12 protein-coding genes are annotated in these 14,932 nt (G+C 41.8%); 5 read left to right on the forward strand and 7 right to left on the reverse strand.

What is annotated here, in order from left to right; translation table 11 throughout:
* Positions 1-132: 132 nt before the first annotated feature.
* Together coaBC and slmA are read left to right on the forward strand one after the other, a co-directional pair.
* Positions 133-1,326, forward strand: coding sequence for a bifunctional phosphopantothenoylcysteine decarboxylase/phosphopantothenate--cysteine ligase CoaBC (coaBC, locus tag AADY36_RS14335; RefSeq protein WP_272982473.1), 1,194 nt, complete (start codon positions 133-135; stop codon positions 1,324-1,326).
* 112 nt (positions 1,327-1,438) lie between these two features.
* Complete coding sequence (slmA, locus tag AADY36_RS14340; protein ID WP_054554189.1) at positions 1,439-2,026, forward strand: nucleoid occlusion factor SlmA; 588 nt, start codon at positions 1,439-1,441, stop codon at positions 2,024-2,026.
* 147 nt (positions 2,027-2,173) lie between these two features.
* On the opposite strand, the gene AADY36_RS14345 is transcribed toward slmA, so the two are convergent.
* On the reverse strand, positions 2,174-2,500 hold the full coding sequence (locus AADY36_RS14345) for a four helix bundle protein (RefSeq protein WP_239963993.1): 327 nt from the start codon (positions 2,498-2,500) through the stop codon (positions 2,174-2,176).
* Between the two features lie 148 nt (positions 2,501-2,648).
* Between AADY36_RS14345 and AADY36_RS14350 the strand changes: the two genes are divergently transcribed.
* From AADY36_RS14350 to AADY36_RS14360, 3 genes are all read left to right on the forward strand, one after another.
* Positions 2,649-5,402, forward strand: a complete 2,754-nt coding sequence (locus AADY36_RS14350) for a S9 family peptidase (RefSeq protein WP_342409110.1) — start codon at positions 2,649-2,651, stop codon at positions 5,400-5,402.
* Between the two features lie 189 nt (positions 5,403-5,591).
* Complete coding sequence (gene katG, locus AADY36_RS14355; protein ID WP_054563389.1) at positions 5,592-7,805, forward strand: catalase/peroxidase HPI; 2,214 nt, start codon at positions 5,592-5,594, stop codon at positions 7,803-7,805.
* Between the two features lie 136 nt (positions 7,806-7,941).
* Positions 7,942-9,639, forward strand: a complete 1,698-nt coding sequence (locus AADY36_RS14360) for a diguanylate cyclase (RefSeq protein ID WP_342409111.1) — start codon at positions 7,942-7,944, stop codon at positions 9,637-9,639.
* A 27-nt stretch (positions 9,640-9,666) separates the two neighbouring features.
* On the opposite strand, the gene AADY36_RS14365 is transcribed toward AADY36_RS14360, so the two are convergent.
* The 6 genes from AADY36_RS14365 to AADY36_RS14390 all read right to left on the reverse strand — a co-directional run bounded on the left by AADY36_RS14365 (position 9,667) and on the right by AADY36_RS14390 (position 14,816).
* The gene (locus AADY36_RS14365) at positions 9,667-10,932 is read right to left on the reverse strand and encodes a sensor domain-containing protein (RefSeq protein ID WP_342409112.1); all 1,266 of its coding nucleotides are present in this window, start codon (positions 10,930-10,932) and stop codon (positions 9,667-9,669) included.
* 310 nt (positions 10,933-11,242) lie between these two features.
* Positions 11,243-11,596, reverse strand: a complete 354-nt coding sequence (locus tag AADY36_RS14370) for an immunity protein Imm33 domain-containing protein (RefSeq protein WP_248529784.1) — start codon at positions 11,594-11,596, stop codon at positions 11,243-11,245.
* A gap of 106 nt (positions 11,597-11,702) precedes the next feature.
* Complete coding sequence (locus tag AADY36_RS14375) at positions 11,703-12,050, reverse strand: immunity protein Imm33 domain-containing protein (RefSeq protein WP_338127948.1); 348 nt, start codon at positions 12,048-12,050, stop codon at positions 11,703-11,705.
* A gap of 191 nt (positions 12,051-12,241) precedes the next feature.
* Entirely contained in the window at positions 12,242-12,865 is a 624-nt protein-coding gene (locus AADY36_RS14380) for a HEAT repeat domain-containing protein (RefSeq protein ID WP_063699859.1), read from the reverse strand.
* A gap of 302 nt (positions 12,866-13,167) precedes the next feature.
* Entirely contained in the window at positions 13,168-13,449 is a 282-nt protein-coding gene (locus AADY36_RS14385) for an Imm27 family immunity protein (RefSeq protein WP_342409113.1), read from the reverse strand.
* 182 nt (positions 13,450-13,631) lie between these two features.
* The gene (locus AADY36_RS14390; protein WP_342409114.1) at positions 13,632-14,816 is read right to left on the reverse strand and encodes an NAD(P)/FAD-dependent oxidoreductase; all 1,185 of its coding nucleotides are present in this window, start codon (positions 14,814-14,816) and stop codon (positions 13,632-13,634) included.
* Between the last annotated feature and the right edge of the window lie 116 nt (positions 14,817-14,932).

Raw genomic sequence — 14,932 nt, forward strand, 5'->3', positions numbered from 1 at the left:
AAAACAACTATTCCACTTATTAAACTGTACTATAAAATCCAATTTTTTCCTGTCTGTATAAAAGAAAACTTCATGCTATCGGTAAAGATTTGCTATCGTTAGCCCATATCGACAAAGGTTAAATTTCACGTAATGACAAAATCAGTAAATAAAAAAATCCTGCTAGGTATGAGTGGTGGTATTGCAGCCTATAAATGCGCAGAACTTGTTCGCCGTTTAAAAGATCAAGGCTGTGAAGTAAAAGTCGTCATGACCGACTCAGCCAAACACTTTATTACTCCTTTAACTATGCAAGCGGTAAGCGGTGAGATTGTTTCTGATTCATTACTCGACCCAGCAGCAGAAGCCGCGATGGGTCATATCGAATTTGCCAAATGGGCAGACCTTATTTTAGTCGCCCCTGCAACCAGTAATATTTTAGCCAAAATGGCCATGGGTATTGCAGATGACTTACTAACAACCCTACTACTGGCTACCCCTGCAAAGGTAGCGGTTGCGCCTGCAATGAACCAACAAATGTATGCCCACCCTGCTACACAAGCAAATCTTGCCACACTAAGTGAGCGCGGCGTGGCTATTTGGGGCCCAGGTAAAGGCGAGCAAGCTTGTGGTGATGTAGGCGCAGGCCGTATGTTAGAGCCTCATGAGTTAGTCGCACTTTGTACACAACCTGAAGTAGAGCCATTACTTGCAGGCAAAACCATCACGATTACTGCAGGACCAACCCGAGAAGCCCTTGACCCAGTTCGTTATATCTCTAACCACAGCTCAGGCAAAATGGGTTATGCCCTTGCAGAAGCTGCACTTGCGCTAGGTGCAAAGGTAAATCTGATTTCAGGCCCCGTAACAATTAAAGCACCTGCTAATGCCCTGCTTACTAATATAGAAAGTGCTGAGCAATTACTTACCGCCTCAATGGAACTGGCCGCACAATCGGATGCTTTTATCGGCTGTGCAGCAGTGGCTGATTACCGTGCAGCAGCAATTCATGAGCAAAAGATGAAAAAGCAAGGCGATGAACTAACCCTTACTTTAGTTAAGAACCCAGATGTTATCGCTAATGTCGCAGCACTTAGCGAAAACCGCCCTTATACCGTTGGCTTTGCGGCAGAAACTCAAGATGTTGCAAGCTATGCGCAAGGTAAGTTAAAGAACAAAAATCTCGATATGATCTGCGCAAATGACGTATCAAAAGAAGGCCTTGGCTTTAATTCTGATCATAATGCTTTAACACTCTTCTGGCACAATGAGCAGCTAGATTTAGCAATGGGAAGTAAAAAAGATTTAGCCATGAGCGTAATGACTGAGCTTGCCAAGCGTTTGTAAAAATGCTGGAAAGAAACTGAATAAAACATTAACATAAGCCACTCATTTGCACAAAAAATGGCTTGTCTGACTCCCAACAGCGCAAGTAATAAATTATAAGAAAGGAATGGTCATGCCTGCGACAAAAAGAAGTAATCGCAAAGAGCAGATTCTGCAAGCACTCGCACAAATGTTAGAAACCAGCCCAGGTCAACGTATCACCACCGCAAAGCTCGCGGCTGAGGTAGGTGTGTCTGAAGCTGCGTTATATCGTCATTTTCCGAGTAAAGCACGGATGTTTGAGGGCCTAATCGAGTTTATTGAAGATACCCTGTTATCACGCATTAACCTCATTTTAGAAAATGAGAAAGAAAGCCAAACACGTGTATACAATATTTTGCTGTTATTATTAGCCTTCGCCGAGAAAAACCCGGGCATTACCCGCATTTTGACCGGTGATGCCTTACAAGGTGAGCAAGAGCGTTTACGTGAGCGTGTACAAGGCTTATTTGAAAAGCTAGAAACTCAGTTCAAGCAAGTGCTACGCGAACGCAAACTTCGCGAAGGTAAAGCATTCCAGTCAGACGAAAGCACCCTAGCCAACTTCCTACTCGCCTATGTAGAAGGTAAGATGAATCAATTCGTGCGCAGCGACTTTAAAGCAAAACCAAGTGCACAATTTGAAAAACAATGGCCAGAGCTACAGAAGATTTGGTTGTAGTGAGTTGCTAGGGAAAAGAGTAAAGTTCGAGCTGTCAGCCTTCAGCCTTCAGCCGTCAGCTATCAGATTGAATTCCGAACAGTTAGCGAGCTTCTAGGGGAAAGAGTAAAGTTAGCAGGCTGCTTACTAACTTTCCCTTTCTAACTACTACCTTTGATTCGCATTATTAATTGCTCTGATTAAGCCCGCTAACATCATTGATAATTCTTGCGTTTCCATTATCCATTTATTTGCCAGCTCTGTGCTAACTTCACCGACCTGAAGCGATATATAGAGCTGTGATCTTAGCTCACCACAACTTCCTTTTGCATAGTAAAGAAAGCGCACACAATCTTTTGAAGACATCCGCTCATAGCCTTCTGCTATATTCGATGAAATAGACAAGCTAGAGCGCTTAATTTGGTCTTTCAAGCAATACTCACGACTCGATTTAAAGTGTTGAAAAATTGCAATTGCTAGCTTAGCAACTCCCATATTCCAACTTCCCTCTTTCCCCTTTCAAACTTTCCCCTCGTAACTTCCCCTTCCACCTTCCCAAACACGCCACTTATCGTATCTACTCGAATTGTTTATTAAAAACGCTACACTGGGTGCATCAATTAAAAAACAACGAGAAAGATGAATGAAAGCGCAATTATCACTTTTGAGCTTAGCCTTGGTGACAAGCCTTGGTAGTGCACAGGTTAGTGCGAAAGAAGCTCTGCAATTTAAAGACGTGTTTGATTTTAAATACGCAAAAGGCACCCAACTTTCTGAAGATGGCCAAATTCTTAGCTTTAGTGCCGACCCTTATCGCGGTAATGCACAAGGTCAGGTTTATACATTAAACAACAACACCCTGCTAACTAGCGTTGAGCGCGGTACTCGCCCAACTATTAATAAAGCAGCAAACTGGGTAGCTTTTACTCAGGTACCGACCCTACTTGAAAAAGAAACCACCAAGAAAAAAGATGAACTAAAAAACAACCTTGTTTTAGTGAATACTAAAAATGGTGAGCAACAAACCTTTAACGATGTAAAAGACTATGCACTATCGGATGATGGTGTATGGCTTGCTTATCGACTAGATAAGAAAGCTGATAAAAAAGACAGCGAAGAAAAAGACGAAAACAGCAGCGAAATCAAGCCAGACAAAAAAGATAAAAGCTTTGATTTAGTGCTTGTTAACCTTCAAGACAAAACCACTCACACTCTAAACAACGTATTCAGCTATGCGATTAGCAGCACCGGTGAGCAATTATTAGCAAGCCAAAGCTACAGTGATGGTGCCGACAACCAAGTTGTATTAGTTGCGCTTAATAATGACTTTGCAACGAGTGTACTGATTGATGAGCCGGGCGTTGTGGCAAATAAAATAGCTTGGCAACCAAACAGCAGTACCGCAGCGCTATTAATTGGTAATTACGTTAATGATGATACACGCCGTCGTGATCACAGCTTACAGCTTTTACAAAACGGGGCGCTTTCAACCATTCACTCTGCAGATAGAAGCTGGACTATTGGCAAAACAGCATCGCTAAAATGGTCTGAAGATGGTGCTCGTTTATACTTTGAAAACCATCCTAAACTCGCTGCAAAAGTTATCGCAAAAGAATACAAAGATGAAGCCTCTTTATATGATTTCGATACCATTCGCGACCAAAAAGGCCTTAACGTTTGGCACAATAAAGACGCTGAAATTAAGCCACGCGAAGAGCAGCAATGGAACAAAGCGAATAAGCTTCGTCATTACCAAGCGGTATATCATGTAAACGGTCAGCACGTTGTGCAGTTAAGCACGCCGAACATGCCTGAGGTTTCGCTTAATACTCACCGCGAAGCGCTATTGGGCTATTCAGACCGACCGTACCTAGAACGTATTATGTATGGCGGCTTTTACGCAGATTACTTTAGTGTTGATGTTAAAACCGGTAAACAAACCGCTATTGTCAGCGACTATCCGTTTAGACCAAGCCTTGCGCCAAATGGTCAATTTGCGGCATTTTTCCAAGACAGCCAAGTGCAACTTAAAGATTTAGGTAACAACAAGGTGTCGACCTTATCTAAAGCAATTAACGCTATTTTTGCTGATGATAAACATGACTACCCGTCACCTCAGCCGGGTTATGGTTTTGCAGGCTGGTTAAACGACAGCAGCCAAGTACTGGTTTACAGTAAATTTGATATTTGGGCTTTTGATGTCGCAACACAAAAAGCAACGCGCCTAACTCAAGGTAAAGAAACCAATACCCAATATCGTGTTATTAAACTTGATAAAGACCAAGTGGGCTTTGCCAAAGACGAAACATTATTACTAAGTGCAAAGAACCTGCAAGATAAGCAAACTGAAATTGCCAAACTTGACTTATCAAGCAATAAAGTGAGCAAAGTACTTTCAGGTAAAAAGCGCTATGATGTGGTGAAAAAGGCGAAAAATGCCGACAAATACCTATTTACTGCGCAAACATATCAGCAATTCCCTGATTACTACCAAACTGACTTTAGCTTCAAAAAGCCACAACGTGTTACCAACCTTAACCCACAAATTAGCAACTTTGCATGGGGTGAAAAACCTGAGCTTATTAGCTACAAAGGGTTTGATGGGGAAGATTTACAAGGCGTATTGATCAAACCTGCGGGCTACAAAAAAGGCGATAAGGTTCCGGTGGTTGTGTACTTCTACCGCTATATGAGCCAACGCATGTATGACTTCCCGAAAATGGAGTTAAATCATCGCCCTAACTTCCCAATGTTTACCTCAAATGGTTATGCGATTTTCTTACCTGATATACGTTTTGAAATTGGCCATCCGGGTAAATCATCAACCCAAACGATGATCAACGCCACTCAAAAGTTGATTGATTTAGGCATTGCTGATCCAGATAAAATTGGTTTACAAGGTCACTCATGGGCAGGCTACCAAAGTGCCTTTATGATCACTCAAACAGATATGTTTAAGGCGGTTGTATCGGGTGCGCCAGTATCTAACATGACCAGTGCATACAGCGGTATTCGCTTAAAATCAGGCCTTGCGCGTCAGTTCCAATACGAAACAGGGCAAAGCCGCATTGGTAAAACGTTATTCGAAGCCCCAGAGCTATACATCGAAAACTCACCGGTGTTCTTCGCCGATAAAGTGAATACCCCAATTCTGATTATGTTTGGCGACAAAGATGATGCTGTGCCGTGGCACGAAGGGGTTCAATACTACCTCGCGCTTCGTCGTGCGGGTAAAGATGCCACCTTCTTACAATACGAAGGTGAACCACATCACCTGAAGAAATTCCCTAACCAAGTGGATTTCTCAGTACGCATGATGGAATATTTTGATCACTACTTAAAAGGCAAACCAGCCGCTGAGTGGATCAAAAACGGTGTACCCTTTATTGAAGAATAAGCAATAAGCTAAATTTAAGCTTACTGCACACCTCCCCCAGAGCCAGCATTTTTGCTGGCTTTGTTCTATAAAATCAATCACACCATCTATTTTTTCGATTTTATCAATCGATTTAAACCCCAGTTTGTAAGTGGAAAGTTAATCAGAACAAATCTATATTTCACCCAACTTCTAACTGGAGACAACACAATGTTTAAGAAATCAACGTCAGCTTTGTCTAAAGTAGCTGTTGCGGTATCACTGTTGGTGGCAACAGGCGTACAAGCTACAAACGACATCAAATCAAACCAATTCTGGTGGCCAGAGCAATTAGATCTTAGCCAACTTCGTGCCCATGGCGCAGAGTCTGATCCTATGGGTCCTTACTTTGATTACAAAAAAGAATTCTTAAAGTTAGACCTAAACGCAGTGAAAGCTGATATTGAGAAAGTATTGACTGATTCTCAAGATTGGTGGCCTGCTGACTACGGTCACTATGGTCCGTTCTTCATCCGTATGGCGTGGCACGCATCAGGTACGTACCGTACTTTTGATGGTCGTGGTGGCGCAGGCGGTGGTCAACAACGTTTCGACCCATTAAACAGCTGGCCTGATAACGCGAACCTTGATAAAGCGCGTCGTTTACTTTGGCCTATTAAACAAAAATACGGTCGCAGCATTTCTTGGGCTGACTTAATGGCGTTAACAGGTAACGTTGCACTTGAATCAATGGGCTTCAAAACGTTCGGTTATGCCGGTGGTCGTGAAGACGATTGGGAACCAGATTACGTATACTGGGGTCCTGAAGGCAAAATGTTAACTGACGAACGTCGTGACAAAAAAGGCAAACTTAAAGGTCCATTAGCGGCAGTTGAGATGGGCTTGATTTATGTAAACCCAGAAGGTCCGCACGGTAACCCTGATCCACTTCTAGCAGCAGAAGACATTCGTTTATCATTCGGCCGCATGGCAATGAACGATGAAGAAATCGTTGCGCTAATCGCCGGTGGTCACAGCTTTGGTAAAGCACACGGTGCGAAAAAAGCAACGTGTTTAGACAAAGAGCCAGCAGCAGCAGGTATCGAAGAGCAAGGCTTAGGTTGGAAAAACAAATGTGGTAAAGGTCACTCAGAAGATACCATCACGTCAGGTCTTGAAGGTGCATGGACAGTGACACCAACACGTTGGTCAATCAACTACCTACAAAACTTATTCAGCTTTGAGTGGGTTAAAACTAAGAGCCCTGCAGGTGCGACTCAGTGGATCCCTGAAAATGGTCAAGCGTCTAACCTCGTGCCAGATGCGCACATTAAAGGTAAGCGTCATGCGCCTATCATGTTCACAACTGATATCGCGTTAAAAGCAGATCCTGAGTTCCGTAAGATTTCAGAGCGTTTCTTAAACGACCCGAAAGAGTTCGAACTGGCATTTGCTAAAGCATGGTTCAAACTAAACCACCGTGATATGGGCCCACGTGCTCGTTACCTAGGTGACTTAGTGCCAGAAGAAGTATTAATTTGGCAAGACTACATCCCTGCGGTTGACCACAAACTAGTAGACAGCAAAGATATCGCGTCACTTAAAGCTAGCATCTTAGATTCAGGTTTATCTGTATCTGAACTAGTGCGTGTTGCTTGGGCATCAGCAGCAAGCTACCGCGACACAGATATGCGTGGTGGTGCAAACGGTGCACGTATTCGCTTTGCTCCGCAAAAAGATTGGCCGGTAAACAACCCGAAAGAAGTAGCTAAAGTACTTAGCAAACTTGAGAAAATCCAAACTAAGTTCAACAAAAAAGCATCTGGCGGTAAAGAAATTTCACTAGCAGATATGATTGTTCTTGGTGGTGCGGCTGCAATCGAAAAAGCAGCAAGCGACGCAGGTTTCTCTATCGCAGTACCGTTCAAGCCAGGTCGTATGGACGCGTCATTAGAAATGACTGACGTTGAATCATTCGAAGTACTTGAGCCAACGGCAGATGCGTTCCGTAACTACTACAGCTCAGCATGGAAATCACCGGCTGAAATGTTAGTTGAACGTGCTGATTTACTAAGCTTATCAGTACCAGAAATGACAGCATTACTAGGTGGTATGCGTGCCCTTAACGCGAATACTGACCAAACTAAACACGGTGTATTCACGAAAAAGCCTGGCACATTAAGCAACGATTTCTTCGTTAACCTATTAGATATGTCAACGAAGTGGTCTAAGTCTTCTGAGGAAGGTGTTTACGAAGGCCGTGACCGTAAGTCAGGCAAACTTAAGTGGACAGCAACACCAGTAGATTTAATCTTCGGTTCAAACTCAGAGCTACGTTCAATTGCTGAAGTGTATGCCTCTGACGATGCTAAACAAAAGTTCGTTGATGACTTCGTAGCAGCATGGACTAAAGTAATGACGCTAGATCGTTTCGACCTACGTTAATTCTTATTTTCGCAACCAACAAAGCCGCTAAATTAGCGGCTTTTTTTATTTTCGTTGATAATTTACTCGACAAGGCAGCGGATTACGTTAAAAATAAAACTTTATCATTATATTTATTTGGACACAGGCATTAGGGATGATTGCGCGCTTTTTACTGCTTCTTGTTTTCTACTCATTATGCCTAAGCATAACTAGCCAAAGCCGTGCCGATAATTCCCCGATTGTTAATATCGAACAACGTAGCGTTGACCTCACTCAATTTGCTATGAGCTATTTTATTGATAGCACAGGCACTATGCCTCTTTCACAAGTTCAGCAGCAAAATTTTATCAACAGTCAAAACGAGCTTACTTTAGGCACCAACGCTAAAACGACGTGGTCAAAAATAGTTATAAAAAATAGCTACAGCGATACCCTACGCTTATTTGTGCATAACCCAGATGCCTATCATTTAGAAGAAGTCAGCTTTTACGAAACACAATCAGGACAACTGATAAACCAATCGGTTATTCAACTTGATAAAACAGGGCCTAAAGCCAACATGTTTGGTGGCAGTGCCGTGTTTTCGTTTTATATTGCTCCTAACCAGCAAAAAACAATTTATATAAAAAGCGTCACCTTTTCACATCAGTGGTTTGCATTAGCTATTTTTGATGAAGAGCATTCAAAGCGGGCCCTTGTCGGGAATGGTAATTACATTGCGCTACTTGTCGGGATGATGTTAGCGCTGATGATTTATAACTTCTTCTTATATTTATCGGCACGTAAAATCGAGAACATTGTTTACGCGCTGTATCTTATCTCTGGCACGGTGTGGGTGGCGCTATCTTATGGCGTTGCTGCTAACTTCTTTGGTATTTTTAGTGCCGAGCTACTACAACTCAATTCTAACTTACTGAGCATGCCAAGCTTTTTAGTGATTTTTGTAATGCTCATTTTCGAAACCAAAAAGCATTACCCTAAAGAGCATACCGCGCTGTCGATTATTTTGTTCTTACTGGTTGCTGATTTTATCTATAGCTTGTTCGATATTGTAGGTGCCTTAAAACCTGCCAGCAGCTTAGCAGCTTTAATGATGACGGTGACATTTGGAGTATCTATTTCGCTGTGGCGCAAAGGTAACACACTGGCAAAATACTTTTTGCTCGGCCACTCTATGTTCGTTATTTTCAATATGCTGGCAGTGCTTTATTACAAGGGGATCAGCGACGCAAACGTGATAAATAGCCACGGTGTAGGCATAGGTATTTTGCTCGAAGCGTTAATGATGGCGTTTATTCTTTCTTATCGAATTAAGAGCCTCGAAAAAATTAAAGCACAGCAAACTGAGCTCAATCGCTTGGTCGATACAGATCCTATGACAGGCCTGTATAACCGCCGTTACTTTGACAGAAAAAGTGAAGAACTCATTGCTGCTATGGCAAGCAATCAGCAAGAGTTAACCCTCCTAATTGCTGATCTCGACCACTTCAAAAACATTAACGACACATATGGTCACGATGTTGGCGATAAAGTCATTATCGCATTTGCCAACATACTCACCTCAGAGCAAGGCCTTGCTGATATAGCCTGCCGTTACGGCGGCGAAGAGTTCGTGTTACTACTCAATTGTAACCTACTTGATGCCAAGCAAGTTGCCGAGCGAATTCGCCAAAAAGCCCAAGAAACTTACATCACAATTAATGAGGTGCAAACCGTGCAGTTTACCGTGAGTATTGGTGTACATAGCGTTGGCCATGCTTCAACAACTGTGAAAGAAACCCTCACCATTGCCGACAAAGCATTGTATAAAGCAAAAAATAACGGCCGTAATTGTGTTGAAGTGGCTGCTTGAGGGGAAAAGTTTCAAAGTAACTAAACCTTAGCTAAAGTGAATGATGGTTGTTCCGGGTTGCTTTTTAGCTTGGTACATAGCCGCATCCGCTTCTTCAATTAATTGGTTTGCTGCATACACACCATCGCCGAGAAAATGCGCTGTCACGCCAATACTCGCAGTGACTTCAATTGACTTACCTTTACAACTAAAAGGGGCTGAAAATTGCTCCGCAATTTTATGTGCTAAGCGATTCAAGATCGTCGTATTAGTTACGCCTGAAATAGTCACTAAAAACTCATCTCCCCCCATTCTTATCACATAATCGGTACTTCTGACGGCAGCTTTAAGTTGCTTTGCAACCCATACCAAAACTTCATCGCCTAGTGCGTGACCATTCTGATCGTTGATTTGTTTAAAATCATCTAAGTCGATATAAATAAAACCCATTCCCTCAGCCACATCACCATTTTCACTAAATACATCATTTAATAATTGCTCTAGATAACGACGGTTCGGTAATTGAGTAAGCGGGTCAAGGTTCGCAAGCTCAATCAAAGCCTGCTCTTTATTTTTCCGAGCTGAAATGTCACGGACAATCGCAAGGAGATAGCTTTTCCCTTGATGGTCGATATGACACACACTCACTTCTGTAGGAAAAACCTGACCATCCTTTTGTTTTAAGCTCGACTCAAAAATAGTGGTTTCTTGAGCTTTTACGCGCGCCACCCTTTCTTGCCATTTAGCCTTGGTATCGTAGTCAGGGTTTATGTCTGGAATGGTTAGTTTTAATAACTCTTCCTTTTCATAACCTAAGCACTTATAAGCAAATTGATTACAGTTAAGGATTTGACCAAACTGAGGGTTTGCAACAAAGATGGCATCATTCGATTTATCAACCAAATGGGTCAGCAAAATATCCGCGGCAGCCTCTTTATTGACTGTTGTTAAGTCAATAATTTGCGAAATATAACGCACAACATTACCGTCATTATCCATCTCAGCAACAATATTCAGCTGACAATAAATAGCATGACCCAACTTATGCATGTAACGCTTTTCGATTTGTAAGGGCTGCTCAGGAAACTGATTAAGCTTGGCACGAATAGCTTTATTTAACTCTCTGTCATCAGCATGAGTTATAACAACATCATCGGCGTACACTTCATCGCCTTCGTAACCTAATAGTTGTTTTAGTGCCGGGTTTGCATATTCGAGTTTACCGCTAGGCGAGGAAACAATGACAGGGATAGGTGTAATTTCTATTAACCGATAAATAGGATTAACAAACATCTGTACGTCATTAAGTTTCATGGGCAACTCGAGTCCAATACATTATTACTACTCAGTAAAATGAAATAATAGACTATAAATTAGCTATCAGCTATCAGCTATCAGCTATCAGCTATCAGCTATCAGCTATCAGCTATCAGCTATCAGCTATCAGCTATCAGCTATCAAAATTATGTAGGGCGTCATTTGGGGTGGCAAGAATTGATTCTAGGTTTTAGGGGCTAGGGGCTAGGGGCTAGGCGAAAATATAAGATATAGAGTTTCTTCTTTGAGTCATGTTTATTAAGAACAAAGCCCGAGAGTGCGAAGCTCTGAATTAAAAAGATATTATCTATTTGTCGTTTGCTACTTCTTCATCAAACCAAACATGTTCTTGCTCTCCACCCAGCATGAATCGATAACCAGGTGGCAAAGCCATATAAATAGCTACTTCAGGTCTATATTTTACAATATGAGTAAAGTGAACCGTTTTTAAACTCGAAATATCTCCATTATATTCGTCAGTGGTTAACCACCAACCGCTCATATGGTCCGGTGAAGGGTAACGAACTCCTTCTAAAGGCAGCCCCTCATATACACCGTCAGATATTACTACCATTTGCTCCTCGTCAACTGGTGTATATTGTGCACTATAGTGTTCACAACACTTCTGTTGAACTTCTAGCAGATGAGTTATTCCTTTCATCTTAAATTGGATACCACACAATTAATTAATCTATCGAGAATATCATCAAAGTTGAAAACAACAAAAACCCCCCGCGAGTGTGAAGCTTAGAATTCAAACTATGTCGTCAAATATTTAATAAAGACTCATCAAACCAAACATCAACATAATCTCCTGCGATTAAAAACCTATAACCCGGAGGTAGCGCAAGATACTTTTTGATATCAGGACACCACTCACCTAAATGAGCAACATGAAGAGGAACGAAAAAATCAGGTTCTTCAGAAAACTCTTCTCCACCCCAAATGTACCAACCTGTTGTATCTCCTTCAGGAGAGTGTCTTAGTCCATTAATAGGAATAACCCCTTGCTTGACGTTACGAGAAATACCAACTTTCATATCTTCGGGAGATGATACAAAGTCAGCATTAAATTCATTACAGACCAATCTTTGAATTTTTGTAATTTCAGTCATTAAAAATCATGCACCTTTTTCTGCGCTTTAAACACATGGGGTTAGGTCTTGCTTTTGTCACTACCTCACCCATGCCAGCAAGCGGTTCTTTTCATTGAGCAGCTTAGCCAGTCTTGAAAACAAAATCCAAGCCACCACAGCTAGAAAAAACAAAGCCCCGCTAGTGCGAGGCTTTGGATTTAAATCTCTGATCAACCTAATGAAGCTAAAAGTTCATCATATTTAGATAGAACAGATCTAAAATCATTAGGATTTACAATTTTATCTAGTTTCTCTTTTATCACAGGGATATCCTCTTCTCGGATTCCCTCTGCTAATAAGTTTAAAATAGCGCACCTATCTCGATAATCTCTGGAGTCAGAATAGCAAACTAATAGGTTCCCAATTGAGTATGTTGGATCAAGTTTATATAACGCATAGTGAATACTTAAAACTGTTCCACTCTTAAGCTGCTTATCTTTTAACTTATTAATCAAAAGTTTAATAACTTTTTCATTTTTAGAATTTAGCTCAGCTAGACTAATTACACATGAATCAACGACATAATGGCTTGGGTCATCTAATAATTCGCAAATCTTTTCTAAATTATCAAGTAAATCAAATTCAGCGAGAAATTCTATACAATCAGAGCGAATAAGTTCATCGCTATCTAATAATCCTCTGTTAAAAATATTTTTAATTTCTTCGGTATACTCAAAGCATGCCAATTTAGAAAATGATCTTTGTCTTATTTCACTATCATCAGATAATACACCTTTTTTAAGCTTATCAAATGATTGTGGGGTTTCATCACTAATAACTTCTATATCATCCATATAAACGTTCAGTATATTAGTCATATCATTTTACTCCAGAGCTCATAGTGTCAGGTCTTTCTTTTTGCCACTACCTCGCCCATGGCATCAGAAAATAATTTAGCTTAACCCAATGGTTTTATTTAACTACTTATCACCTATCATATGCATGAAAAATAAATGGGTAACCTTATAGTTGTCTAGTTTAGGTGCTAGGTGCAAATATAAGATATCGAGTTTCTTCTTTGAGTCTCTGTTTATTAAGAACAAAACCCCGCGAGTGCGAGGCTTTGTTCGACAGCGTTAGCTGTTCATTAATTCTCTTACTTGAATTTGTATTTGTTTTTCGCATCATCAAGTGTTAAGTGAATCAAACTCGGTGCTCCTCCGCCATGAGAGCCTGAGTCGTCATAGACTAGTTCCCAAAGACGCCCATCGTTGGGATCACGTAGTAACGTTGACCATCCATCATCGGAATATGCAACTACTAACAATACGTTATTCTTTAAATAATCAATTCGCTGTGCCATTTTATCCGCCACAACTTTACCGTTTAAAAAAACATGCTTACCGATTAATTTGTTTTCATCTTTCCTAAGATTCATGTCTTATCAACCTAAATACTGTTCTTCTGGTACTTTTCAGTTTCGGATTACAAACCCCTCCAGCGCGCTAAAGCACGACCTACGAGCAAGTGCTAACCTAGCACCTAGTTCCTAGAGCCTAGAGCCTAGAGTCTAGCTCCTATGGCCTAACCACTAACACCTTTCCCCTTGCAACTCGCAACTCAACAATACTGCCCTGCTGCAAAGCCGCAGCTCCAGGCGTATTGGAAGTTGTAGCCGCCTAGCCAACCGGTGACGTCGGTGACTTCGCCGATGAAATAGAGGCCCGGTGACTTTTTCGCTTCGAAGGTTTTTGAGCTTAACTCGTCGGTGTCTACACCGCCAAGCGTGACTTCGGCTGTTCTGTAACCCTCTGTGCCGTTGGGTTTAATTTGCCAATTGTGAATGTAGTCATGTAACGCGTCGATTTGCGCATGGCTTAGCTGGTTTACATTGCAATCAGGGATCGCTTTCGTGTCGTGCAGCATTTCAACAAAACGCTTTGGTAAAATTGTCGCAAGGGTATTTTTTAGTGACTTTTGCCCTTGGCTTTGACGCCACTGCTCAAGCTGCAGTTTTAAATCGAGCTCGGGTAACAAGTTGATGTACACAGTTTGCCCTGCGCGCCAGAAAGAACTGATTTGTAAAATAGCTGGGCCCGAAAGGCCGCGGTGAGTAAACAAGATGTTTTCTTTAAACTGGGTGCCATCTTCACTGGTAACCAGACAAGGAATGCTGATCCCCGATAATCCATCAAAGCGATCTTTATCATGCTGGTGCAACGTAAATGGCACTAATGCCGCCATGGTTGGTAGCACTGTTAAACCAAATTGCTCGGCAATTTTATAACCAATTGGTGATGCACCGAGCTTAGGCATGGTTAATCCGCCCGATGCGACAACTAACGACTCACATTGATAGCTGTCTTGCTCGGTAATAACTTCATAGCCCGCATCGGTTTTTGTCACGCTGAGTACTTCGTTACGCAGCGCTATGTTAACACCCGCCCACTCACACTCAGTTAAAAGAATGTCGACGATATCTTGTGCGCTGTTATCACAAAATAACTGGCCCAGCGTTTTATGGTGATAGGCCAAGCCGTGACGGTCCACCAGCTCTATAAAGTCATGCTGGGTATAACGACTTAAACACGATTTTACAAAGTGAGGGTTGCCACACAAGTAGTTGTCTGAGCTTGCGTTTTCATTGGTGAAGTTACAACGCCCGCCGCCGCTGATTAATATTTTACGGCCCGGCTTTTTGCCCATATCAAGCACAGTAACATTGCGACCACGGTAGCCTGCTTGTGCAGCACACATCAAACCTGCGGCACCGGCGCCAATCACAATTACATCTACTTGGGTCATTACTCATACTCACTAAAAAAATTTAGCTGATTATAACAAGTTATTGTCGCTGCTGTGTTAACACTGAGGTGTTTTTACAAAAAAGATAAAACCAAAAAACGAAATAAAGTAAAAAC

The organism is Pseudoalteromonas sp. D15MCD-2 (genome assembly GCF_038562745.1).
GTDB lineage: Bacteria > Pseudomonadota > Gammaproteobacteria > Enterobacterales > Alteromonadaceae > Pseudoalteromonas.